At 51.7% G+C, this 23,287-nt stretch carries 23 protein-coding genes and 1 riboswitch; of the genes, 4 read left to right on the forward strand and 19 right to left on the reverse strand.

Annotated elements, in window-relative coordinates; genetic code table 11:
- Nucleotides 1-24 precede the first annotated feature (24 nt).
- From MHFGQ_RS07665 to MHFGQ_RS07675, 3 genes are all read left to right on the forward strand, one after another.
- The gene (locus tag MHFGQ_RS07665) at nucleotides 25-1,872 is read left to right on the forward strand and encodes an NADH-dependent [FeFe] hydrogenase, group A6 (protein WP_106004758.1); all 1,848 of its coding nucleotides are present in this window, start codon (nucleotides 25-27) and stop codon (nucleotides 1,870-1,872) included.
- Nucleotides 1,873-1,989: 117 nt separating this feature from the next.
- Nucleotides 1,990-2,352: a hypothetical protein gene (locus MHFGQ_RS07670; RefSeq protein ID WP_106004780.1), complete on the forward strand. Its 363-nt coding sequence runs from the start codon at nucleotides 1,990-1,992 to the stop codon at nucleotides 2,350-2,352.
- Entirely contained in the window at nucleotides 2,352-3,224 is an 873-nt protein-coding gene (locus MHFGQ_RS07675) for a GGDEF domain-containing protein (protein ID WP_106004759.1), read from the forward strand. Before MHFGQ_RS07670 ends, MHFGQ_RS07675 begins: the two co-directional genes overlap by 1 nt.
- A 42-nt stretch (nucleotides 3,225-3,266) precedes the next feature.
- Here MHFGQ_RS07675 and MHFGQ_RS07680 read toward each other — a convergent pair whose 3' ends face one another.
- The 9 genes from MHFGQ_RS07680 to MHFGQ_RS07720 all read right to left on the reverse strand — a co-directional run bounded on the left by MHFGQ_RS07680 (nucleotide 3,267) and on the right by MHFGQ_RS07720 (nucleotide 12,640).
- Nucleotides 3,267-5,375 carry a methyl-accepting chemotaxis protein gene (locus tag MHFGQ_RS07680; RefSeq protein ID WP_245907787.1) on the reverse strand — a complete coding sequence of 703 codons (2,109 nt, stop codon included), beginning with the start codon at nucleotides 5,373-5,375 and terminating at the stop codon, nucleotides 3,267-3,269.
- A gap of 42 nt (nucleotides 5,376-5,417) precedes the next feature.
- Nucleotides 5,418-5,508, reverse strand: a riboswitch (cyclic di-GMP riboswitch).
- Between the two features lie 115 nt (nucleotides 5,509-5,623).
- Complete coding sequence (locus tag MHFGQ_RS07685; RefSeq protein ID WP_170066177.1) at nucleotides 5,624-6,625, reverse strand: ABC transporter permease; 1,002 nt, start codon at nucleotides 6,623-6,625, stop codon at nucleotides 5,624-5,626.
- On the reverse strand, nucleotides 6,609-7,577 hold the full coding sequence (locus MHFGQ_RS07690; protein WP_170066178.1) for an ABC transporter ATP-binding protein: 969 nt from the start codon (nucleotides 7,575-7,577) through the stop codon (nucleotides 6,609-6,611). Before MHFGQ_RS07690 ends, MHFGQ_RS07685 begins: the two co-directional genes overlap by 17 nt.
- A gap of 2 nt (nucleotides 7,578-7,579) precedes the next feature.
- Nucleotides 7,580-8,749, reverse strand: coding sequence for an NEW3 domain-containing protein (locus MHFGQ_RS07695; RefSeq protein ID WP_170066179.1), 1,170 nt, complete (start codon nucleotides 8,747-8,749; stop codon nucleotides 7,580-7,582).
- A 79-nt stretch (nucleotides 8,750-8,828) separates the two neighbouring features.
- Nucleotides 8,829-9,440, reverse strand: a complete 612-nt coding sequence (locus MHFGQ_RS07700; protein WP_106004761.1) for a hypothetical protein — start codon at nucleotides 9,438-9,440, stop codon at nucleotides 8,829-8,831.
- Nucleotides 9,433-9,987, reverse strand: coding sequence for a sigma-70 family RNA polymerase sigma factor (locus MHFGQ_RS07705; RefSeq protein ID WP_245907794.1), 555 nt, complete (start codon nucleotides 9,985-9,987; stop codon nucleotides 9,433-9,435). The genes MHFGQ_RS07700 and MHFGQ_RS07705 overlap by 8 nt, the downstream gene beginning before the upstream one ends.
- 109 nt (nucleotides 9,988-10,096) lie before the next feature.
- Nucleotides 10,097-10,543, reverse strand: coding sequence for an OsmC family protein (locus MHFGQ_RS07710; RefSeq protein WP_106004763.1), 447 nt, complete (start codon nucleotides 10,541-10,543; stop codon nucleotides 10,097-10,099).
- 67 nt (nucleotides 10,544-10,610) lie between these two features.
- The gene (locus MHFGQ_RS07715; RefSeq protein WP_106004764.1) at nucleotides 10,611-11,801 is read right to left on the reverse strand and encodes a pyridoxal phosphate-dependent aminotransferase; all 1,191 of its coding nucleotides are present in this window, start codon (nucleotides 11,799-11,801) and stop codon (nucleotides 10,611-10,613) included.
- A 68-nt stretch (nucleotides 11,802-11,869) separates the two neighbouring features.
- Nucleotides 11,870-12,640, reverse strand: a complete 771-nt coding sequence (locus tag MHFGQ_RS07720) for a fumarylacetoacetate hydrolase family protein (RefSeq protein WP_106004765.1) — start codon at nucleotides 12,638-12,640, stop codon at nucleotides 11,870-11,872.
- A 177-nt stretch (nucleotides 12,641-12,817) separates the two neighbouring features.
- On the opposite strand from MHFGQ_RS07720, the gene MHFGQ_RS07725 reads away from it, so the two are divergent.
- Nucleotides 12,818-13,027 carry a dodecin family protein gene (locus MHFGQ_RS07725; protein ID WP_106004782.1) on the forward strand — a complete coding sequence of 70 codons (210 nt, stop codon included), beginning with the start codon at nucleotides 12,818-12,820 and terminating at the stop codon, nucleotides 13,025-13,027.
- Nucleotides 13,028-13,070: 43 nt separating this feature from the next.
- On the opposite strand, the gene hepT is transcribed toward MHFGQ_RS07725, so the two are convergent.
- From hepT to MHFGQ_RS07780, 10 genes are all read right to left on the reverse strand, one after another.
- Nucleotides 13,071-13,493: a type VII toxin-antitoxin system HepT family RNase toxin gene (gene hepT / locus MHFGQ_RS07730; protein ID WP_106004766.1), complete on the reverse strand. Its 423-nt coding sequence runs from the start codon at nucleotides 13,491-13,493 to the stop codon at nucleotides 13,071-13,073.
- Nucleotides 13,486-13,929: a type VII toxin-antitoxin system MntA family adenylyltransferase antitoxin gene (mntA, locus tag MHFGQ_RS07735; RefSeq protein WP_106004767.1), complete on the reverse strand. Its 444-nt coding sequence runs from the start codon at nucleotides 13,927-13,929 to the stop codon at nucleotides 13,486-13,488. Before mntA ends, hepT begins: the two co-directional genes overlap by 8 nt.
- A gap of 87 nt (nucleotides 13,930-14,016) precedes the next feature.
- Nucleotides 14,017-14,412, reverse strand: a complete 396-nt coding sequence (locus MHFGQ_RS07740) for a secondary thiamine-phosphate synthase enzyme YjbQ (RefSeq protein ID WP_106004768.1) — start codon at nucleotides 14,410-14,412, stop codon at nucleotides 14,017-14,019.
- A 106-nt stretch (nucleotides 14,413-14,518) separates the two neighbouring features.
- Entirely contained in the window at nucleotides 14,519-15,199 is a 681-nt protein-coding gene (locus MHFGQ_RS07745; RefSeq protein ID WP_106004769.1) for a helix-turn-helix transcriptional regulator, read from the reverse strand.
- Nucleotides 15,200-15,326: 127 nt separating this feature from the next.
- A complete protein-coding gene (locus MHFGQ_RS07750) occupies nucleotides 15,327-16,544 on the reverse strand; it encodes a dicarboxylate/amino acid:cation symporter (RefSeq protein ID WP_343105496.1) in 1,218 nt (405 codons plus the stop codon).
- Nucleotides 16,545-17,542: 998 nt separating this feature from the next.
- On the reverse strand, nucleotides 17,543-17,764 hold the full coding sequence (locus MHFGQ_RS07760; RefSeq protein ID WP_211292851.1) for a hypothetical protein: 222 nt from the start codon (nucleotides 17,762-17,764) through the stop codon (nucleotides 17,543-17,545).
- 373 nt (nucleotides 17,765-18,137) lie between these two features.
- Nucleotides 18,138-19,550 carry a group II intron reverse transcriptase/maturase gene (ltrA, locus tag MHFGQ_RS07765; RefSeq protein WP_106004771.1) on the reverse strand — a complete coding sequence of 471 codons (1,413 nt, stop codon included), beginning with the start codon at nucleotides 19,548-19,550 and terminating at the stop codon, nucleotides 18,138-18,140.
- Between the two features lie 452 nt (nucleotides 19,551-20,002).
- Nucleotides 20,003-20,569 carry a pyridoxal 5'-phosphate synthase glutaminase subunit PdxT gene (pdxT, locus tag MHFGQ_RS07770; RefSeq protein ID WP_106004772.1) on the reverse strand — a complete coding sequence of 189 codons (567 nt, stop codon included), beginning with the start codon at nucleotides 20,567-20,569 and terminating at the stop codon, nucleotides 20,003-20,005.
- A 24-nt stretch (nucleotides 20,570-20,593) separates the two neighbouring features.
- The gene (gene pdxS / locus MHFGQ_RS07775; RefSeq protein ID WP_338824420.1) at nucleotides 20,594-21,481 is read right to left on the reverse strand and encodes a pyridoxal 5'-phosphate synthase lyase subunit PdxS; all 888 of its coding nucleotides are present in this window, start codon (nucleotides 21,479-21,481) and stop codon (nucleotides 20,594-20,596) included.
- A 334-nt stretch (nucleotides 21,482-21,815) separates the two neighbouring features.
- The gene (locus tag MHFGQ_RS07780) at nucleotides 21,816-23,210 is read right to left on the reverse strand and encodes a Na+/H+ antiporter NhaC family protein (protein ID WP_106006033.1); all 1,395 of its coding nucleotides are present in this window, start codon (nucleotides 23,208-23,210) and stop codon (nucleotides 21,816-21,818) included.
- Nucleotides 23,211-23,287 lie beyond the last annotated feature (77 nt).

Raw genomic sequence — 23,287 nt, forward strand, 5'->3', positions numbered from 1 at the left:
GTCCCTGCGTAAAGGAGCAGTTTTATGCCTGCGGACAACCTTACTTTTGATCCCGTTTCCCCCGTCAGCCCGGAGGAAAAAAACACCCGTCCCTTCCCGGCCAAAAAGGTACGCTTTTGGATAGACGGGCGGGAAGTGGTTGCTGAGGAAGGAATTTCTATCCTGGAAGCAGCCCACCGGGTAGGCATCGAAATACCCAGTCTATGTTACCTTAAAAACATCAATGAAATCGGCGCCTGCCGGGTATGCCTGGTTGAGATCGAAGGTTCCCGCAACCTCCAGGCCGCCTGCGTCTATCCCGTCACAGCGGGCCTTAAAGTTCACACCCGCACTCCCCGGGTCCTCCGGGCCCGCCGTACAGTGGTAGAGCTTCTCCTTTCCGACCACCACCGGGAGTGCACCAACTGCATCCGCAATCTCAACTGCGAATTGCAGCACCTGGCCGATACCCTGGGCATCCGCAACATTCCCTACACGGGGGAAACTCCCAACTATCCCATCTACAATAAAAACCCTTTTATCGTCAGGGATTATAATAAATGCATCAAATGTCGGCGCTGCGAGGCCATCTGCAGCAAGGTACAAGAAGTCCACGTCTACGCGGCCCAGAACCGGGGATTTAATACCGTCATTGCCCCCGCCTTTATGAAAGATCTGGCGGAAGTGGCCTGCATAACCTGCGGCCAGTGCGTAATCGCTTGTCCCACGGCTTCCCTGGTGGAGAAGGAGTTTATTGACGAGGTCTGGCAGGCCCTGGCCGACCCCGACAAGTATGTCGTCGTCCAGACGGCTCCATCCATTCAGGTAACCCTGGGCGAGGTCTTCGGCCTGCCGGTAGGTACCGTAGTGACGGGCAAACTGGTAGCCAGCCTGCGCCGCCTGGGCTTCGATCGGGTGTTCGCTACCGACTTTACGGCCGATTTAACAATTATGGAAGAGGCCCATGAACTTTTAGAAAGGCTGGAAGGCCGCGGCGGCCCCCTTCCCCTCCTCTCCTCGTGTAGCCCAGGGTGGATTAAGTTCTGCGAACATTTTTACCCGGAGTTTCTACCCAACCTCTCCACCTGCAAATCCCCCCATGAAATGTTCGGGGCCATCACCAAGACGTATTTCGCCCAGAAAGAGGGGCTTGACCCTAAAAAAATTGTGGTAGTGGCCATCATGCCCTGCACGGCCAAAAAGTTTGAAGCCAGCCGCCCGGAAATGAGCAGCGGTGATTGGAAGGACGTCGATTTTGTCCTCACCACCCGGGAGCTGGCGCGGATGATCCGCCAGGCAGGACTCAACTTCCGCCAGCTGCCGGATGAAGAATACGACGCGCCATTAGGAATGGCCAGCGGCGCCGGCACCATCTTCGGCGCAACGGGCGGTGTCGTGGAAGCGGCTGTCAGGACGGCCTATTCCCTGACCCACGGCCGGGAAATGGGAATAATCGATTTTGAAGAGTTCCGGGGCATTAGCGGGGTCAAAGAAGCGTGGGTGGAGTTAAAAAACAGAAAGATTAAGGTGGCCATCGCCCACGGCACCGGCAACGCCCGTAAAATCCTTGACCGCATGAAGGCCGGCGAGCAGTTCGATTACGTCGAAATCATGGCCTGTCCGGGCGGCTGCGTCGGCGGAGGCGGACAGCCCATTTTCGGCAGCCGGGAACATAAAGAGATCTCCCTTGACTACCGCCACAACCGCGCCGATGCCCTTTACCGCATCGATTATTCCCGTCGCATCCGCCTGTCCCATGAAAACCCAGCGGTCCAGAAAATATACGCCGAGTTCCTGGGCGCTCCTTTAAGCGAAAAAGCCAAAAAGCTGCTGCACACCTACTATACCCCCCGGGGGCCCCTGCCGGGGTATGCGGCCAATCCCGTTAACTAGGCCGCCTTCTTATATATTTGGCATAATATTTAATATAAAATTTCATGGGCAAATGACGAAAAAAGGTATATAATAATTTTTAGTGTGACTTCGAGCAAAAAAGGAGGGGCTTTTTTGTTGTCCCAGGAAACCTCACGCTCGCCGGAACCCCAGCGCAAGGCCGATATCAACATAAAATTGTCAGAATTTGAGATTCCACCAATGCAGGATATTCTCCTAGTAGGTAAAAGGGCTCCCATCGGCCCCGAAGCCGTCAGGCGAATGGTGGACGCAGTTTCGCCGGAGCAATATGAGATTGTCCGCCTAAATCACGATGTCTTTGAAGCCGTCGTGGTAAAAAAATCCCTTTTAAGGCTTCTACCCAAGGAAAAACTCCTACCCGTGGTAGTCGAAGAAGGAACACGCATCGCCGACGAGGGCATGGTGGTAAAGGCTCAAATCAATATTACCATCCACATCAGCAGGACGGTGGATATTTAGTGCCTAAGGTGGAAGGCCTGATAAGCCGGGAGCTTTACACCATCGGACCCCTCGCCGGCGTAGCCCGGGCGGCTTATATTATGGAACATTACGGTATAGGCTGCCTTCCGGTCATAGATGATGGCAAACTGGTGGGCATAGTTACTTCCAGGGACATTCGTAGGGCCCATCCCAACCGTCTGGTGGCCGATGCCATGACCCGTCAAGTGATCACCATTTCACCCACGGCTTCCCTCCTGGAAGCCCAGAGGTTAATGGTTAAGCATAACGTGGAACGTCTGGTGGTCGTCCAGGACGAACATGTCGTAGGCATTATTACCAGTTCCCAGGTTTCCGCCGAAATGGCCAAATATACCGATAGTCTCACCGGGCTGTATAAAGCAGAGATCTTTTGCGAAAAAGCCCTGGAGATATTAAAAAATAGCCAGGAGATTGCGGTGATCTTCCTGGACTTGGACAACTTCGGCTTTATTAACAAGGAATACGGACACATCTTCGGCGACAGGGTTTTGATCCGGACGGCAGCAGTATTAAAAAATCTAATGGACGTTAAAAAAGAAGCCCTGTGCCGCTACGCCGGCGATGAGTTTGCCGCCGCCACCTGCCGTTCCTTAACTGAAGCAGAAAAATTGGCCCGTGAGATGACATCGGCCCTTGCCGGCGAAAACTGGCCGGACAAGATAGAGGTCACCGTTTCTGCCGGTATCGCGGGCGGCGCTTGTGAAGAACTCCGCCGCGCCCATAACGATGCCGACTACATAATTAAATATCTGGTAAATTTGGCCAGCCTGGCTTCTTCCCGGGCTAAAACAATAAAACAACCGGTAGTGGTCGCTAGGGCTTGTGCAACTGAATTTTTGCCCGGCGCCTAACCGTTAAAGTCGCAGGGCGCCGGGCAAAACTGCCTCCTTTTTTCATACCTTGAAACGTTCCACCTGTTCTTCTAAGCGTTTGGCTATCCTAAGGACATCCTGGGCGGTGGAGGCTATTTCCTGGGTAGAGGCCGACAGTTCTTCGGCGGAAGCCGATATTTCCTCGGCCGAAGCAGAAGTTTCCTCCGCCACAGCGCTGATGCTCTGGATGCGGTCGAGCATAACGTCCTTGGCCTGCACTGTGCCGTCGACCTGGCGATAGGTCTCTTCGATCATGGGGGCCACGGCGGCTACAGAACTTAAAATGCGGTCAAAGGACGCCACCGTTTTTTCTACATTATCCAGCTGCACCATTATTTGCCCTTTTACTTCCTCCGAGGTGCTTACAACCTCGTCGGTGCCGGAAGTTATGGTTGCCAAAAGTTCCCCGATTTTATCAGAGGATGCACGGGATTGTTCCGCCAGCTTACGAACCTCTTCGGCAACCACCGCAAACCCGCGCCCGGCTTCTCCAGCGCGCGCCGCCTCGATGGCTGCGTTCAAGGCCAAAAGGTTGGTTTGCTCGGCAATGCCGTTGATCACGGCCAGGATCTCGCTTACCTGATTTACCGCCCCCTGGAGCCCTGTAATTTTATCGGTAACTGTGTTAAAGGCCTCCCGTACGCCCTTAATAGAATTTATAAGGACGTCCAGCTCCGCCTTGCCCTCCCCGGCCAGCCTGGAGGTTTCTTCGGTGTTGGCCTTGACGCTGCCCACGGCGCTGTATACCTTTTCAAGGTTGGAATTTATATTTTCCACCAGACCCAATATCTCCTGCAGGTGACCTGCCTGCTCGGACGCTCCGGAGGCCACCTGCTGAACAGCCTTGGCCACCTCGCCGGAAGAAGCGGCAATCTCTTCGGCGGCAGCATTCAACCCTTCGGAACTGCCGGCCAGGGTTTTTGCCTCTTCCTTTACCCCGGCCAGGAGGGGTTTCAGGTTGGTCTGCAGGGTATTAACTGCCACCATGAGCCGGCCGATTTCATCCCGCATCTTTAAAAACCTGTCCGGCACCGTCCGGGTGAAGTCGCCGGCGGCCAGATGGCCCAGCTCATCCACGGCCAGTTTTATCGGATTTGTTATGGCCCGCGCCATAATAAAGGTCAAAAGGAGGGCCGCCGCAATGATTATCAATGATAACGTCATAAGGTACCATTTGAGGCCGGCCGTTCTCTCCAGCACCTCGACTTCGGGGGCGGCGATGGCCAGGGACCACCCGGTGCTGCTGACTGGCGCAAAGGCGACCATTTTCTTCTGTCCCTGGTAGGTGTATGCCCCTACCCCCTTTTCCCCTTGCGCCATCCTGGCGATGACTTCCGCCAGGGAAGCGAGGGAGGAATCGCTTTGGCTCGCCTTCAGGATATTTTCTTCTGCGGCAACTTTTTCTTGATCCTTATGACCGATAGTCTTGCCTGTTTTATCTACGGCAAAGGCATACCCGCTGCGGCCGTATGTAATATCGCTGATGAGCTGGCTGAACTGGGACGCGTCAACTATACCGATTAATACCCCGATTATTTCATTGGTGGCATAATGGCGAATGGGTGTGGTGTAGGCGAAGATGACGGATTTGTCGATTTTACTGACAATGGTGCTGGAAACGAAGGTCTTACCCTCCAGAGCAGCCCGGAAATGTTCCCGATCAGCAATGTTGGCCTTGCTGCCGTCGGTATAGAAGGCGTTTCCCTCTTTATCGGCAATGCCGAAACGCCTGAAGCCCATGCCTTCTGTTGCCTTCAACTCCTGCTGCAGGGCTTTAAGCTTATCTTCCAGGGTGGCTTCCCGTTCGCCGACACGGCCGCGAATTATCTCCATATTGGCCATGGTTTCCACAACATACATCCTTGCTTGTACACGGCTGTTCACGGTTGCTGCGGCCTGCTCAATAATCTTTTCCATAGCTTCCCTGGCTGCGGCATCCAGAGTTAAACTCGCGCGGTTCTGGCTCACCAGGGTCAGCACCAGACAGCCTACCAGCACGATGGCCCCAAAAAAGAGGGTCATTCTAATCCGCAGGCTTCCTGTCGATTTTCCCTTCATAAGTTTAAAATGGTCGTTCTCCCCCAAGGGCAAAATTGGCTCCCGGGGACGACCTATCCCCCCTTTTACCAAAATTTAAAGGCCGCCCCTCTAGGCGGCCGCCGAGAACCAGCCTCCGGCGGCCCGGCTGCCTTATCCCCTAAAAAAGGGACTTAGGCCCGTAGCTTTGCGCCCCCGCCTTTCGACGGGTTTGCCTTGAGCGGTAACGGCTGCAGGTATGTAAAACGCTGGCAAGCGTTTTTTAATTTACTATATCTTGACGACATTTGTCAACAGTTTTTAACGAAAAAGAAGAAAGCCGGCGAAGGCGTTTCGCCGGCTCATCCTGCCCTTATTTCCTGACGCATAAAGTAGTAATAAGCCAGGGCGAAGATCAACATTGTGGCCGCTAAAAGACTTACCATATGGGGCCAGATGAGGAGCAGACTCTGACCCAAGGGCAGAGGGCCTGGTATGGCTCCTTCCAGCTGTTCCACCATGACGGGCCCCAGGGTCCGCACCCCTGGATTTAAGAGAGTTACCGTGGCTTCATCATAGAGGTTGGTCGTCGAAAGGCGGCTTAAATTTTGTTTTAAAACGGCATTTTGCAAGATGCGGGCCGGTGCGGCATCTTCGCTCGCCGGCAAAAGGCCGTCGGCGACAAGACCTGCCAGCATTCCAACAAAAAGGGCAAAAAAGAGCCACAGGGCAATGCCCGCCAGGGCCGAAGTAGCCGTCTGCCGGAATAACAAGGAAAAGAGCAGGGATACGCTCAACCAGAAGGCTACATAAACTATGGTTACCAGAAGATAGATCAACAGCCGCCCCAATTCCTCGGCCGTAGGTGGTACGCCGATTAGCATCAATCCCAATCCGGCAACTAGAAATCCCAGGGCCAGGATGACCACGGCAAGAACAGCAAGCCCGGCCAGAAACTTGCCGTTAATGACGTCATCCCGGTAAATCGGCTGGGCCAGGAGCCGGCTCAAGGTGCGTTTATTATGCTCGCCGTTGATGGCGTCAAAGCCCAGGGCCAACCCTAACAAGGGGCCTAAAAACGATACAAAAGTGACAAAGGGGGGCAAGGAACCGCCACCGGTGGTAAACAGGCGGAGGAAGATAAATTCCGGATCTGTTTCCCCAGCCACAGAGCGAATGTTTTGCGCTGCAACGTAAAAGGCACCTATACCTGCTACGGCCACCAGCGAAACCAAGATGGTAAAACGGGTGCTGCTCAAATGGTCCGCCAGTTCCTTGCGAAATACGGTTTGCAAACCACCGCTCGACCATTCCTGCTCCCGGAACCAGTGGAGCCAATCGCGCACCTTATGCCAGACCGTCATTATATCCCTCCCCCTGGAAATACTGGCGGTAAATGTCGTCCAAATCATAACCCCGTGCCCGAAGGTATAAAAGGGTATAGCCTCTGCCTGCGAGATAGGGTGTGAGTTCCGAACGGACGTCGCAACCGGGAGCGCAGCGGAGGCGGATATAGGCCCCCTGGCGCTCGACGCCGGTTACCCCCTGCAGGGAGCCGAGGGCGGCCATGAGCCCGTCGTCGTCAGGAGCGGCCTGAAGCTCGACCTCCAGAGGCTTTCCGGCCATAACTTGCTGTCCCAATAAAGCCACCGGTCCAACCGCCAGAAGCCTGCCGCCTACAAATATTCCTACCCGGTCGCATATCTGCTGTACCTGGTGCAGGAGATGGGAAGAAAGGAGGACCGTTTTACCTCCCTCCCGGGACAGGCGCACAATGAGGGACAGCAGCTCCCGCACCCCTTCGGGGTCTATACCCAAGGTGGGCTCATCGAGGATAATGACGTCAGGATCCTTGACCATGACGTCGGCAATCCCCAGCCGCTGGCGCATCCCGCGCGAAAACTCCTTCACCTTGCGGTTAGCTTCATTGCCTAAGCCCACCTGTTCCAGGCACAGGGCCACGCGCTTTTCAGCTTCTGCCGGGGGAATTTGGTTCAACCCGGCGGTATAGAGGAGGTTCTCCCGGGCCGTAAGGTCGTCGTAGAAACCGACATTGTCGGGGAGATAGCCCACTATCCTCTTAACCTCCAGGGGGTGACGGGTGGCGTCCAGGCCCTTTACCAGGGCCTGCCCGGACGTCGGCTCGGTCAACCCAAGAAGCATTAATATCGTCGTCGTCTTGCCGGCGCCATTGGGGCCGAGGAGACCGAATATCTCCCCTTCTCTGATTTCCAGGTTGAGATCCTGGACGGCAGTTATAGCACCATAGCGCTTGGTAAGGTTTTTGGTGACAATGACTGCTTCTTGTGTTGCCATGGCTATCGCCGTCCGTACTTCCGGAAAATCCACCCTACGGCGCCAATAACGGCAAGAACCAGGATCACACCTACCAGGCCCCACAGGGTCGAAGTCTTCACCGTTACGCGCAAATCGGCGGTGCCGCTCGTTTCCTGGGTGCTGGCGGTGAGACTCACCACATAGTCGCCGGCAATGGCCTTGGGCGACGGTTTGATAAAGGCCGTAACTTGCTGACTGGCGCCGGCCGGCAGGAGGTCGATCTTCTCCGGCTTAAAGGTTACCGCCCAGCCGCTGGCCGCATTGGCGGCAAAGGTAATGTTGGCCAGATCGGCGCTCCCGTTGTTCTTTACCACCAGGGTTACCGGGCTGTCCTTTCCGGCGATGGCATCGGCATTCAACCGCCCAGTAGGTGTGGTCAATTCCAAACTATAAGTGCCGGTTATGTTAACCTTCAGTACCACCCCGGCTTTGCTGCTTCCCGCTATGGCCTCGACAGGGATGTTATAGGTCCCCGCCTTAACGTCCTGGGGAGGCTTAACGGTTACATCCAGGTCCTGACTTTTGCCTGGACCGAGGCTTAAACTGGCTATCTGCTTGCTGTCATAGGCCGGGCTAAAGGTTACCTGCCAGCCGGGAGGGGCTTGGGCGCCGAGGCTGTAGGAACGTTCTTGGGCACCATTGTTGGTCAGGGTCACCCGGAATTGAAAGCTAGTGCTGCTAGTGCCGCTCAATACCGGATAGTCGGTGGTCATTTTGTCGCTGCCGGAGGCCACCTCTTTTATAATCACCTGCAGTTCAAGGCGAGAAGTGGCCTGGGGACCGGCGGCCTGGACCACAAAGGCGTATTTACCGGGTTGGGCGTCGGCTGGTACCTCTACCTGAAAATCCACATTTGCCGGCTTATCTGTAGAAGCAAAGGCCTGGCTGACAACCATACCGCCCCCTTTAAAGAGGGCCTGCCATCCCTTCGGGGCCGAAACGATCTTTAGATCGACCTTCTGGGGTGCCCCGCTGTTGCTTAGCTCCAGGGGAAAGGTTACCGTTTCCCCGGGTTGGGCTTCTATGCCCGGAAAGGCCGTAGACAGCAGCAGACCATTATCCGCCCTGGCCGTTCCTATAAAGGGACTGAAGGCCAGGGTCAGGAAAAATAAAAGGGTTGTCAGGGCTAACCTTAAGCGGTGACGAAGCAAAACGATTCCCCCCATCTGCGATATCAGTAAATAAATCCTAATACTATAGACGTCCGGCTAAAGGGGGTGGTTACATTTTTTAGCGCCCCGTCCCCGTAATCTTATCCTGCTCCCGGTAGGGTATGACCTTGTCGCCGTCGAACTCCAAAATTAGGTAGCGGTATTCCGGCCCCCATTGCGCTTGGTAGGTAATCAGAATCAAAGCGTTCCTGCTGGTATCCGAACGTATCACCTGCACGGGTAAGACCAGGTAGGCATCCAGGGGCTGCGTGTAGATAAGCTGCCAGCCCGCAGGCCGCCGCTTGCTGATGGAAACCAGGAACTGGTTAAAAGCTTCTACCTGGCCAATGCTTACCAGGGCATCGGGCTCCGGGCCGTTCAAGCTAACCATGTAGTGGTATTGCATGGGCGTAACTTTAAATCCCGCCGGGGGCTCAGGGACAGGAGTCGGCCTGTGCCACCAGATCAGGAACAAAAGGACCAGCCCCAAGACGACCGTCCCGACCAGGGACCATTTCAACCGTCGCTGCCGGCTAGATACGGTAGTCCCCCCCGTCATAGGTAAGGAAGCCACCCTTTCCTGTACCCGTTGCCGCATAACGGCCGTAAAATGCCAGCCGGCCAAAGGCGGCGGCACTTTTCCCGCCAGTCCGGCAAGGAGCTTATCCAAGTCAGACCGCCGTTCAGGCATTGCCCTCACCCGCCTTTAAAAGTTTTTGCAGGTGCCCGCGGGCGCGATAAAGGCGGATTTTAACGGCCGGCAGGGAAATACCCAAAATTTCGGCAATCTCTTTCAAACTCAATTGCTCGTAATAATGAAGCCATATTACTTCCCGGTAAATGACCGGTAAATTTAAAACAGCCTGCCATACCTCCTGCTGCTGCAGGTTTGCCAACACTTGCTCTTCAACTTCGGTGGCAACATAATCCTCACCTTCTACAGGTTCTAGGTCGCGGCGCCGGTTCTTGGCCCGCAGTTCGTCCCGGCAGAGGTTGACGGTTATATGGTAAATCCAGGTATAAATAGAGCTATTACCCCGGAATTTATCCAGATTAGTAAAGACCCGGATAAACACCTCCTGGGCAACATCTTCGGCCCAGTGGCGGTCGCGCAAGTAAGAATAAGCCAGGTACAGGACTTTGTCGCCGAAACGCCGCATCAAATATTCTAGTTGTTGCCGGCGATTATCTCCCTCCGTTAAAACCTTTTCTTCAGCATGGATAAAAGGTTCGGACATGCCCACCGCCGTTTCCCTCCCCGGAAACCTACCTGAAAAGGCCGGGGATTAATCCCAGGCCTTCTTTAGTAAAGTCCCCGCCCTTCCCTTGGCAGCATTAACGCCCGTTTTAAGGCGCAGGCGTTACCGGGCTGCGTTTGCCGTTGATTTCATAGCAATAGCTTATGGGCATGGCTTTTTTAAGGGTGTTGACCATGCCGCAGTATTTGCTCAAGGAAAGCTCGATGGCGTGTTTTACCTGTTCCTCGGGAAGCTCGGGGCCGTTCAGGCGGTAAATGAGGGTAGCTGCGGTAAAGACCTTTGGATGCTCGGCTGCCCGTTCGGCCTCGACGTCGATGGCAAAAGAATCCAGGGACAGGCGTTTCTTTTTGAGAATACTTAAAACGTCAAGGGCCGTGCATCCGGCCATTCCCATAAGCAGAACCTCGGAAGGCCTGGCTCCCAGGTTCTGACCGCCGTGCTCGGGAGCGGCGTCCATTACCACCGTTTGACCGGAAGAACCTCCGGTACCACGAAGAGCCATGCCTTCACCGGTCCAGGATACAGTTACTTTCACGTTTTTCCCTCCCCTGCTTTTAATGCCTATTATATACCAGTTCCCCTAAAGAAGGCATTTTTATACCTTATTGCAGTTCCCGCACAAAGGCCGCGAGTCGTTCCAAGCCGGCTTCAATCTGTTCCATGGAGGTGGCATACGACAGGCGTAGATACGGGTCCGTGCCAAAGGCAACGCCAGGAACTACGGCCACCTGATACTCTTGCAAAAGAACAGCAGCCACGTCGGTAGAATTGTTTAACACCCGGTCGCGGAAGCGGCGGCCGAGGAGTTTACCGATAAAGGGAAAGACGTAGAAGGCGCCTCCGGGCTGGTTGCATTCAACCCCGGGAAGTTCCCGCAGTCCTGTCAGGATGCGATCGCGCCGCCTGGCAAACTCGTTACGCATCGCCGCCACAGGTTCCTGGCTGCCGGTCAGGGCGGCCAGTGCCGCCTTTTGCGCGATGGAAGTGGGATTGGAAGTCGAGTGACTCTGCAGGTCGGTCATGGCCGTGGCAATCGCTCGAGGGGCGGCGGCATATCCTATGCGCCAGCCAGTCATGGCGTACGTCTTGGATACACCGTCGATAACAATGGTACGCTCCTTAATTTCCGGCCCCAAGGAGGCAATACTGGTGTGGTTTAGGCCGTCGTAAAGGAGGGCGGCGTAAATTTCATCGGAGATAACCATCAAATCGTGGGCTAAGATTACTTCGGCCAGGGCTTCCAGCTCACTCCGCGAGTATACTACTCCCGTTGGATTGCAGGGCGAATTGAGGATTAAAAGTTTGGTGCGGGGAGTTAAGGCTGCCTTGAGGGCATCCGGGGTTAACTTGAAATCCGTAGCAGCATCGGTATTTACTACCACCGGAACCCCGCCGGCCAGTTTAACCTGCTCGTAATAACTTACCCAGTAAGGGGCGCAGAGGATTACCTCATCCCCTTCGTTAAGTAACACCTGCATGGCGTTGTACAGGGAGTGTTTGGCCCCGCAGGACACGACTATATCTGCGGGTTCGTAGCTTAAACCGCGGGCTTTAAGACAATCACAGACCGCCTGGCGCAGTTCAGGAATGCCGGCCACCGGCGTGTAACGGGTAAAGCCGGCCTTTAGGGCAGCAACGGCCGCTTCTTTAATATGTTCGGGCGTGTCGAAGTCGGGCTCACCGGCGCTAAAATTGATCACTTGAATCCCTTTAGCCTTCATGGCCTTTGCCTGGGCGTCAATGGCCAGGGTAGGCGATGGGCTAATGCCGGCAGCCCGCCGGGCGATTTCCACCTGTGAATCCCTCCAGCATTGATGTTATTTTTATTATTTATCCTCTCTTTGGCTTTGTAAAGGATTTTTTACCCTTCCACGCCAACAATTCGATTAACTAAACTTCCTACCCCTTCTATCCTGATTTCAATGGTATCCCCTATCTGCATGGGCCCAACGCCTTCCGGCGTACCAGTTAAAATTACGTCTCCGGGTAATAAAGTCATCACCCGGGAAATAAAACTCACTAAAAAGGGAATGGGGAAGATTAACTGGGAAGTACGGCCGTCCTGCCTTAATTCCCCATTTAAAAAAGACTGGACGCGAAGATCAGAGGCGTCGATACCCCGCACAATATGGGGTCCGAGGGGCAAAAACGTATCGAAGCTTTTCGCCCGTGTCCACTGGCCGTCTTTCTGTTGCAGATCGCGGGCCGTAACGTCGTTTCCCACGGTGTAGCCGAAAATATACTCCCAGGCTTCTTCTTCTTTAACGTTATGGCATCTACTGCCTATGACCACGGCGAGTTCTGCCTCATAATCAAGGCGTTTAACCATGGGCCAGTAAATTATATTGTCATTTGGGCCAATAACACTGGTTGAAGGTTTTATAAAGATAACCGGCTCATCCGGTACTTTATCACCCATTTCTTGTATATGGTCCCGGTAATTAAGACCTACACATACAGCTTTACTGGGCCGGCAGGGAGCCAGAAAAGAAACTTCGTTTAAATTAAAACGCCGGCCGCTTTCCCGGTATTCACCAAATATATCCCCTTCCAGGGCGATAATCGTCTCGCCATCTATCCGGCCGTAAAAGATTTCTTTGCCCGTGGTAAAACGTATAAATTTCTCTACCATAAATTTTTCCTCCTGCTTGTTTTATTTTTGCGGGCTCAACTCAATTATTTTAGTTCAAACTTTGAAGAAGAAATCCTTCCGGTTTTAAAAAAAATTGCGTCCCTTAATTATTTCATCTCGCCGGGGAATAATAAAAGCAGCAGGATTGAGTTAAAGCAAGGAAAGGAGGTTTTTTCTTTGCACGTTAAAGTAGTGGAACTTGTGGGCGAATCGCCCCATAACTGGAAGGATGCCGTCCAGCAGGCCGTTGCTGAAGCCAGCCGGGAGGTAAAAAACATTTCCGGCGTCGAGGTTTATAACCTCACTGCCAATGTTAAAGACGGCAAATTAACCGAATTCAAGGCCAATGTGAAAATAGCTTATGCCGATCACAGTGCCGATCTATAAATAATTTTGAAAAGCCCCGGTAAACGCCGGGGCTTAATGTCAGTTAAAAACTCCAACCCAGGTACTTAACAATATAACGGGCATACTGACGAAAATCATCAAGGTGATGGTTCATGATATCGGCCACTTTTTCCATATCTACCTTGCCATATTCATGAACTAATATATTTCTAAAACCTGCCATGCCGGAAATATCTTGAGCGAATTTTTCGGGTAAAACCCCTAGTTCGGCAAGTTCACCAAAAATATTGCTGTATTCATCCACAATAATTCCTTCCTCAGCCAGGATATGCGTTCCTATATCCAGCACAACTTGAATGCTGAGTTGCAAACCGTGTTCTACGATCCAGGCTAGTTCCATATTTTTTTCTAGGTCAGAAGCTTTAACATGTTTATACTTCTCAAGTTGACCTAGATAACTTTCCAACTGCTGCAATTTTCGTTTGATAACGGCAGCATCAACCATCACCTAAACCTCCAAATCCTGCGGCCAATCTCTTATACAGAACCTGCTCCTGTATCTTCTGCAAAGGTCGGAAATCAAGATAATCCCGCATGGTTTTTTCATGGAAAGTTATCCGAGCCCGGACATCACGACAGAATAGGAGTTTTCCATCCCGCAGAACACGAAAACGTAGGGGTAAAGGGGCTTCATTAAGGATGACAAAATCCAGCGGTTCCCGCAACTTCTGCCTCATGACAACAAGCAATTCACTTTTATAACCAAAGTGACCGACCGGCGGTAAACGGAGTTCATCCAGAAAAACGGCCACATCGACGTCACTCAATTTATTTGCCGTTCCCCTGGCGTGGGAACCAAAGAGATAAGCGAATATAATTTCCTGTCTAGTTATCAGGGCCTTCCGTAAGCGTTCTTCCAGCGAAAGGGAGGTATTTTCCATTTAACTCACCGCTTCATTTCTGCTATTATCTTACGTTATAGGTATATTATACCATCGACCTCCCACCATGTCGAGCGGCTTTTATCGCTATCCATGCCATACCTTAATATGCACCTTGCGCCGACGGGGACCGTCGAATTCGCAAAAATATATGCCCTGCCAGGTCCCGAGCACCAGGCTGCCATTATGGACAATTACCGTCTGGCTGCCGCCTACGAGAGACGCTTTAATATGGGCCGGTGAATTGCCTTCACCGTGCCGGTAACCTCCCGCCGGGACAATTCTGGCCAGAGCCGATAGGATATCAGCCACCACATCCGGGTCAGCATTTTCATTGATGGTCACCCCGGCCGTCGTGTGGGGTACGTAGACCAGGCAGAGGCCTTCCTTTACATCCGCCTCCTGTACTGCTTTTACCGCCAGATGGGTGATGTCAACCATGGCCTCTTTGCCCGGCGTCTGAAGATCAAAGGTAAAAAGCATCCTGGCCTGCCTCCCTAAAAATTGCTACCGAAACCATACTGTCTTTTTCTTAAGGGCCTGTGTCCCTGCCCACCATTATCACTATCGTCAACCATGTTTTGTTGTCCTATAGTACGGCCCGCCGGTTGCCTTTCAAAGCCCTTGCTTCTTCCAGGTAATTATAAATGGTGTACTTGGAAACTGCCAGGGCCTGGGCCACCACATCCACCGCTCCCTTGACCAAAAAAATACCCCGGTCATCGAGCATTTCCACGGCCTTTACCTTTTCTTCCTTGGTCATGACCGGGACCGGTTTGCCCAATTCCTGCAGCACGCTTTCCACCACATTGTCAACCACTTCGTTGATGTCCCGGGCAAACTGCTCCTGGGTTCGCTCAAAACCTGCTTCCGCCAGGTCCTTCAGTTGGCAGAATTCTTCTAAAATATTTTTCGCCACCTGAAACTCGGTAAGGTCAAAATTGATACAGAGGCAGCCAATAATTTTACCGGCGTCATCGCGGATAAAGATAGTCGATGACTTCAAAACTTTACCGTCCTTAGTACGGTTAAGATAACCTATCAGATCTTCAGTAGCGTCGCCGTAACGCTGCAGGGCTTCCAGCACGAGATTAGTAACCGGCGCGCCGATTTCTCTATTAGTAACCGATCCTGCTTTAAAAATGAGGGATCGGGACGGCTCGCTGAGATCATGGAGAACGACTTCGCAGTTTTTGCCGAAGGTTGCCGCTATGCCTTGGGCTATAGGTTTCATAGCCTCCAGGGCCGGGTGGATTTTAGCCTCTCCCATAGTTAGCCCCCTTGCACACCTTTAAGGTTAGTTCATTTTACACTCAGTATTATACAAAAAAATAACTGTCTAATGAAGAAAAAAGCCAGCAAAGCTGGCCTTACAACATTTAAATTGTTATATCTGCTTAAGAATTTAGTTGTTCTGATTTTAGTTCTCCTTCAGAACGAGCAACTACTACTGCACCTACTGCATCACCTAAAATATTCAACGGCGTCCTGGCCATGTCTAAAATACGGTCAACACCGGCCACCAGGCCTATACCTTCTATAGGGAGGCCTACAGATTGAAAGACCATAGTCATAACAATCAAAGCAGAGCCAGGTACACCAACGGAACCCACGGAAGCCAGAATAGCCATGAGAATAATAGTTAACTGCTGGTTAATGCTGAGATGTATTCCGAACACTTCAGAGATAAAGACCGCTGCAATCCCTAGATAAATAGCCGCTCCATCCATATTAATGGTATTCCCGAGGGGAATACTGAAACTGCTGATTGATTTGGGCACACCTAATTTTTCTACCGAGCGCATATTAAGCGGCAATGCAGCAGCACTTGAACACGTTGTAAAGGCTACCAACAATGGCTCCGCTACGCCTTTAAAAAAGGTACCAGGTCGCATTTTGCCGATTAACGTAATAAATGGAGTATACACGAATAAAATATGAAGCAAGGCGACTACATACATTACGATAATCAATTTAAATAGTGGCAATAAGACCCCTATTCCATAAACACCAACCGTCACAGTAATTAAAGCAAAGATACCAAAGGGAGCGTATTCCATTACATAACCTGTAACTTTAATCATGACATTCATTACAATTTCAAAGAACTTTAAGACCGGTTGCCCGGCCTCGCCAAGGGAACTTAAGGCGAAGCCAAAGATTATGGCAAAGAAGATCATTGGTAGTAGATCGCCTTTAGCCATAGACTCTATAGGATTTATAGGAACAATATTAAGCAACGTTTGTACCATTGAAGGTGGTGTTACCTCTTGGGCCTTTAATCCGGTTGTACTCAGGTTAACACCAATGCCTGGATGAACAATATTAGCTACGATTAAACCTAAGGTTACAGCAACTGCGGTGGTAAAAAAGTAATAAACAAGAATTTTAACTGCAACCCGTCCGAACTTGGCAGCATCGCTCATACCGGCCGCGCCTGCAATTAAGGAAGAGACTACTAAGGGAACTATCACCATTCGGATTAAACGAATAAATAAATCTCCAAATGGTTGTAATATTTTTGCATTCCAACCAGTAAACTGAAAAATTAATCCGGCCACAATACCAAGAATAAAGCCGATAGCCAATTTTTGCGGTAATTTCAAGCTCCTCACCTCTCTTCAATATAACTTTCGTTCAATAGTTTTTGAAAGTGATTATATTCACTAATGATATTCACCTCCATTACTTTTATTTTGGAGCCCCCTGCAAAACCCCAGAATGATTGAGATACAAGGGAATTTGCAGGCTTTTAAAGCAGGGTTCCCTTCAGTTTTATTTGAATTACTTGGAAAAAATTATCTGGATGTGAATCCCAATGCCTAAATATAAGCAAATTTCTTTTTGTGATCTCAATGAAGAATTTGAACGCGCCATCAAACAAGGATAAACTGAAAATGCGCACCGATTACGTAGACATTGAAGAGATCGACCATTCCCTTGGCAATCCACTGGTTGCCCTCCTTATTCTTTAGGCCAACTGGGCGTCGACTCCGTCTTCTACCACGTGGCGCTTTTCGGATCAATGGGTATCTGTCCGAAGGTAAAAGTTATGTTACCGACCTTATTGGCCTGGGAATAGGGACCGATAGCTGCCGGTGCGTCATCGGTAGCAATTACCTTTTTGAACTTCAACCTTGCATCATTTTTTCACTGTTTATTGTTCTTGTGGTAATTATTATTCGCCATAGCTTTAAAATTTCCTGCTATTATATTATAATTTTTTTGTTATGCTTACACTAATTTTGGTGGTTAATAAACATAAATATTCGCTTTTAAATGTAGAGTTGGCCTTCGCATATCGTCTTTAAGTCCGGCCTAGTTATTTGTCACCTTGTTTCCAATGGAGTATTCCATTATCTTAAAAACTCCTCGCTACTTTCTTTTTCATCAAGAATTAAGGTGATTGAGTAGAGGTATGCCTCGAGGCATACCTCTCTCACAGAACCATGCTTGCGCAATAAACGCACATGGCTCCTCAAGGAAACCTTCACGTATGTAGGCCGACGGCAACCAGATATCCATGATATTTACGTATATCCTTGGGCTTAAGGATGAGGCGGCTAGCCCCGTCCTCTCACACCACCGGACATGCGAGTCCGTATCCGGCGGTTCAATAAGCTTTACGAAGACTAAGATAACGTTCGGTTAAGCTCATGAGGACATGGGATTGCCAGCAGGTATTGCCCAGGGCTCTATTCATTGGCCCGTGGACCATCCGCCATGGCCCTTTGCGGGTATTGGCGTATTCGTGTACTACCCATTCCGGTAATCCTAAAGCTCGTAGTTCGCGGTACCTGGTCCGTACTCGCTTCCACTGCTTCCAGAGGCACATGAGTAGCCTCCTCCGCATCCAGCCTTCTTAACCATCCCCCCGATTTGTAGGACACAGAGTAAAGAGAACGCCCGCCCAATATACTCTATAGTCCCTTGGCAGCCTGGGATTTCGCTGTGTTTCGCCAGCTCATCCGGACGTTCCAGCCTCGTATGGGGTTCTTGTTCATCGGGCCGTAGCTTTGCCTCCGGCTTCCTTCGGATCCCACCTCGCGGTGGGCACCCTTGCCTTTGGCTAGCAGACTCGTGCTGCCTCGCCTGCAGTGGACTTTTACCACCTAGTTAACACCCATGCCGGGAGCACATCGAGTAGGAGGGGGCGGCTAGCCCCCGTCCTCTCACACCACCGGACATGCGGGTCCGCATCCGGCGGTTCACCAAGCTTGACGAAGACTTTGATAGCGTTCGGTTAAGCTCATCAGGCCCTGGGACTGCCAGTAGGCATTCCCCAGGGCTCTATTCATTGGCCCGTGGGCCATTCGCCATGGCCCTTTGCGGGCATTGGCGTATTCGTGTACTATACATTCCGGTAATCCTAAAGCTCGTAGTTCGCGGTACCTGGTCCGTACTCGCTTCCACTGCTTCCAGAGGCACATGCGCAGCCTCCTCCGCATCCAGCCTTCTATGTTCTTGAAAGTACTGGGCGTGTCGGCCAGGGCGAAGTATCCTATCCACCCACCCAGGTAGGTGTTCAGGCGTTCTATGCGTTCCGCCATCTTTACGGGTTTATTCCGGGAGGTTATTTCCCGGATTTTCGTTTTCACCCGGTCGAGGGTCTGCGGTGCCAGGCGGATAAGGATTTGCCCTGCTCTGGCTTTATACATGCTAAACCCCAGGAATTTCAGTTTCCACGGCCGGTCTACCGCGCTCTTTTCCTTGTTTATCTTGAGCTTCAACCGTTCCTGCAGGAACTTGCGGATACTTGCCATGACCCTTTCTCCCGCCCGTTTGCTTTTGACGTAAATGTTGCAGTCATCGGCGTAACGGACGAATTTGTGGCCCCTCTTTTCCAGTTCTTTGTCCAGGTCGTCCAGGAGGATGTTGGCCAGAAGAGGGCTTATTGGTCCGCCCTGGGGCGTCCCTTCCGCCGTCTCTATGACCACCCCGTTCACCATGACGCCTGCCTGGAGATAGCGGCGGATAAGGGTAAGTACCCTCTTATCCGTTACTCTCCGGGCCACCCGGGCCATGAGTATGTCATGGTTTACCCGGTCAAAGTATTTCTCGATGTCCAGGTCCACCGCCCATTCGTATCCTTCTTCCACGTATTGTCGCGCCTTCCTTACCGCGTCATGGGCTCTCCTTCCGGGTCGGAACCCGAAGCTTGCCTCTGAAAATTGCGGTTCGAAGATGGGCGTCAATACTTGCAGAAGGGCCTGCTGGATCAGGCGGTCCATTACGGTGGGTATCCCTAGTAGCCGTTTGCCTCCCCCGGGTTTCGGGATTTCGACCCGGCGTACGGGCATCGGTCTGTAGGTTCCCGCGAGCAGTTCTTCCCGGATGCGCGGCCATTCGGCGCGAATTTGGTCCCGCAACCGTTCGGTCGGGATGCCGTCCACGCCGGGTGCGCCTCCGTTCCGCTCTACCCGCTTTAGGGCGGCCAGCATGTTACTCCTGGCCACCACCTGTTCCATCAGGCCGCTACCTTGGCCTTCGCGAGGTGACGTTCCGCTTTGTGCCGGAGAAGAACTCGGCCCTCCCTCGGTCCCCCGTGGCTTCACCACTTCCTCCCGCGGGCAGGCCCCTTCCGGGGAAATCTCGCGTCTTCGCCCTTCTCGCGAACGCATCGGTTTCACCTCTGACTTGATGTTCGGGCCTTCCCCTGCGGTTCATGACCCCCAGGGTACTATGCCCAAAGCTTCCTCCTGCCGGTTCAGCCGTGCCTTTCAGCACGGGTTACCAGCTTCGCTTGGCTTATCCGGCAACACCCACCTTCGGTGGGTCCCCGCCCGGGTAAGAACGTTAACCTTCACCCCGCGCCCGCCCCATATACTCTACCGCCCTTATGTCTGCCTTGGATTTCGCTGTGTTTCGCCAGCTCATCCGGACGGTCTAGCCTCGTATGGGTTTCTTGTTCATCGGGCCGTGGCTTTGCCTCCGGCTTCCTTCGGATCCCACCTCGCGATGGGCACCCTTGCCTTTGGCTAGCAGACTGGTGCTGCCTCGCCTGCAGTGGACTTTCACCACCAAGTTAACGCCCATGCCGGGCGCACAAAAATAGAGGGCTGATATCGCCCTCTTATTTTATCATCTCCAGGAAATAGCGATGTATCCGCAGATCGTTGGTCAGTTCCGGGTGAAAGGCCGTCGCCAGGAGGTTTCCCTGTCTGGCCATTACGCTTTTACCCATAAAGGTGGCCAGGGATTCGGCCGGGGGCTCTACCTCCTCAAGGTAGGGTGCGCGGATAAAGACGGCACGAAATGGTTTTTCACCCAGGACCGGAATATCCAGATCAACTTCAAAGCTGTCCACCTGGCGGCCGAAGGCATTACGTTTCACCTTTACGTTCATCAGTCCCAGCCGCGGCTGGTCGCTGCCGATTATATCCCTGGCCAAAAGTACCATTCCGGCGCAGGTGCCGAACACGGGCATACCCCCCGCTGCCAGTTCGCGGATGGGTTCTAAAAGATTGAATTCTACCAGGAGTTTACCGATTGTTGTGCTTTCGCCGCCGGGAATAATCAGGCCGTCTATACCTTCGAGATGTCTCTCCCGCCGGACTTCTATGCCTTCAACACCCAGGGACGCCAGGGAGGTAATATGCTCCCGAAAGGCGCCCTGCATGGCCAGCACACCGATCTTCATTTTTATCTCGCCTCGCTGTTTAATTTACCAACCTCGTTCCTGCATGCGTTCTTCTTTTCTGATGGTGGCAATATCCAGACCCGGCATGGCTTCCCCCAGGTCCTTCGATATCTCGGCCAGGACTTCCGGTTCCCGGAAGTGGGTGGTGGCCGCAACTATTGCCCGCGCCCGTTTCATGGGGTCGCTGGATTTAAAGATGCCGGAACCTACAAAAATGCCGTCGGCCCCTAGCTGCATCATTAATGCGGCGTCGGCCGGGGTGGCGATGCCGCCGGCGGCAAAGTTGACTACCGGCAGCCGCCCCAGTTCCTTGACTTGCTTGACCAGTTCATAGGGGGCCTGGATTTCTTTAGCAAAGGTCATCAACTCTTCGTCGGGTAGGTTCTGCACCCGCCGGATCTCGCTCATCACCCGGCGCATATGCCGCACGGCCTCTACGACGTTGCCGGTGCCGGGCTCGCCCTTCGTGCGGATCATGGCCGCCCCTTCGCCGATTCTCCTTAAGGCTTCGCCGAGGTTACGGGCGCCGCAGACAAAGGGCACCTTGAATTCATGTTTATTGATATGGAACTCTTCGTCGGCTGGGGTTAAAACTTCGCTTTCGTCAATGTAATCGACACCCAGGGCCTCTAAAATCTGGGCTTCTACGAAGTGGCCGATTCTAGCTTTGGCCATCACCGGGATGGTTACGGCGTCCATAATCCGTAAGATAACCGTCGGGTCGGCCATGCGGGCCACCCCGCCGGCGGCACGGATATCGGCCGGTACCCGTTCCAGGGCCATGACGGCGCAGGCGCCGGCTTCTTCGGCTATTTTTGCCTGTTCCGGAGTGGTTACGTCCATAATGACGCCGCCTTTGAGCATCTCCGCCAGGCCTTTCTTTACCGTCCATGTTCCTTTTTCTGCTGCCATTTTTCTTCCCTACTCGTATAATTTAACTTGGATATTATCATAGAAACCCGAACTAAAAATTAGGTCAATGATTCTTGATAATCTGATATACCTTTCGAAGATCAACATAGGTTGGTCCGGGGTCACTATTAGAAGCTCCTAGCTATTTGTCGTCGCAGGTTTTCCTTTCTTCCTAACATCGAAATCCTCTCCTGTAAATTAGATGTCATTACTATTTTGGTTATATAATACATGCTATTTAGATTGGTTTTTTCATAACGCTTTTAGTATAGGCCTTTAAAAAAAGGGCTTTTAGTTAGCCCTTTTTCCTTGTTAAATTTGGGGAGATTCTATTTTATCTTTCGATATACTTACGGTTCCAACCAGTAAAAACTGAAAATAATAATACCGCAAGTAGTGTCCAGGTATAGGGGTTCATCATAGCAACCCAAATTGAAGGTAGTGGTATATTAAAAGACTGAGCAGCAGAAGTCAAAGCTCCATACCAGACTATAACACAAATGTGCCAGGGTAGAGTAAAGAAAAGCGTACAGACAGAGCAGTCCATCAAGTTAGCCCTTCGAGCTGGAGCGAGTTTAAACTTTTCACCAATAGGTTTAACAAAGCTTGGTCCGACAAGCAATTCCGCTGGTGCATTAGCTGCAATTGGAATAGAAGCCAAAATGGTTACAAATATAATTGATAATTCTGCTTGTTTTACATTTCGGGCAATGGTCTTTTCCGCCCAACGCAAAATACTGTCCATGACACCGCTTTCTACTAAGATTTGCGTAACTGCTAGCACTAATAAAGCAAAGATTATCGCTCCAACCACACCGGATATACCATCTTCAATCAAGCCCGTTGACATTCCACGTTTTTCTGGTATATGAAAGAGAGTGGTCAACTGAATTTTACCTATTAAACCTCCAATAACCGCCGCAGAAATATTGCCCCAAATTAATGATTCAACAATATGTCTCCCTGCAAGAGCCAACCCTACGACTATACCAAAGCTAACCAGCATCAAAAGACCACGGGGATCAACTTTAGCAGTCAACTCGGGCAAACCGGCAATATTTCCACCACCACCAAATATTAGAAGAATAACACCTGCAATTGCTGCTGCTGAAACTGAAAGAGGAAAACGACTACGGACCACATCTCTCATAGTCGCTTCTTGCGTATAAGCAGAAACAATGGTTGTGTCTGAAACGGGGGCTAAATTATCGCCAAAAGCAGCACCAGCTAATATACCAGCTGCCAGCATAGGTGGATTGGCCCCCAAATAAACACCTGCAGGATATAATACTGGAATAAGGGAAAGCACTGTACCTGTACTCGTCCCAGTACCCAAAGAAAATAAGCAAGCAGCGATGAAAGCTAAAAGGGTAAAAATAGCTCCTTGCGCCCCAGTTTTTAAACCAAACCAGAGCAATCCCTCAACCAAGCCGCCAGCAACCATTAACTTGCCGAATACACCAGCAAAAAGCCAAGCAGTAACTATCACAATGCCATTCTTATCACCTAGTCCACGCATTACTGTTTCACAAAATTTATTTTTGTCTTTAGCGAAAAGTAATCCGGCTACTATTGCTAACCAACCCCCTGCCCAAAAGGCCTGGGTACCACCTCTTTCGGCTATCGATAACCAAATTAAAATAGCAATTAAAACTAATATAGGAATCAAACCACCTAATAGCCCGCCATACATTTCCAATTTTCTGCTATTATTTGTATTATTAACCATTTGCTCGCCTCCCTTTAAAGTTCAGTTTTGTAAGCGCCTATTGATTAATTGAGTACCAAAATGTTCCTGCATCGATT

It is taken from the genome of Moorella humiferrea (genome assembly GCF_039233145.1).
Taxonomy (GTDB): Bacteria; Bacillota; DSM-521; order Neomoorellales; family Neomoorellaceae; genus Neomoorella; species Neomoorella humiferrea.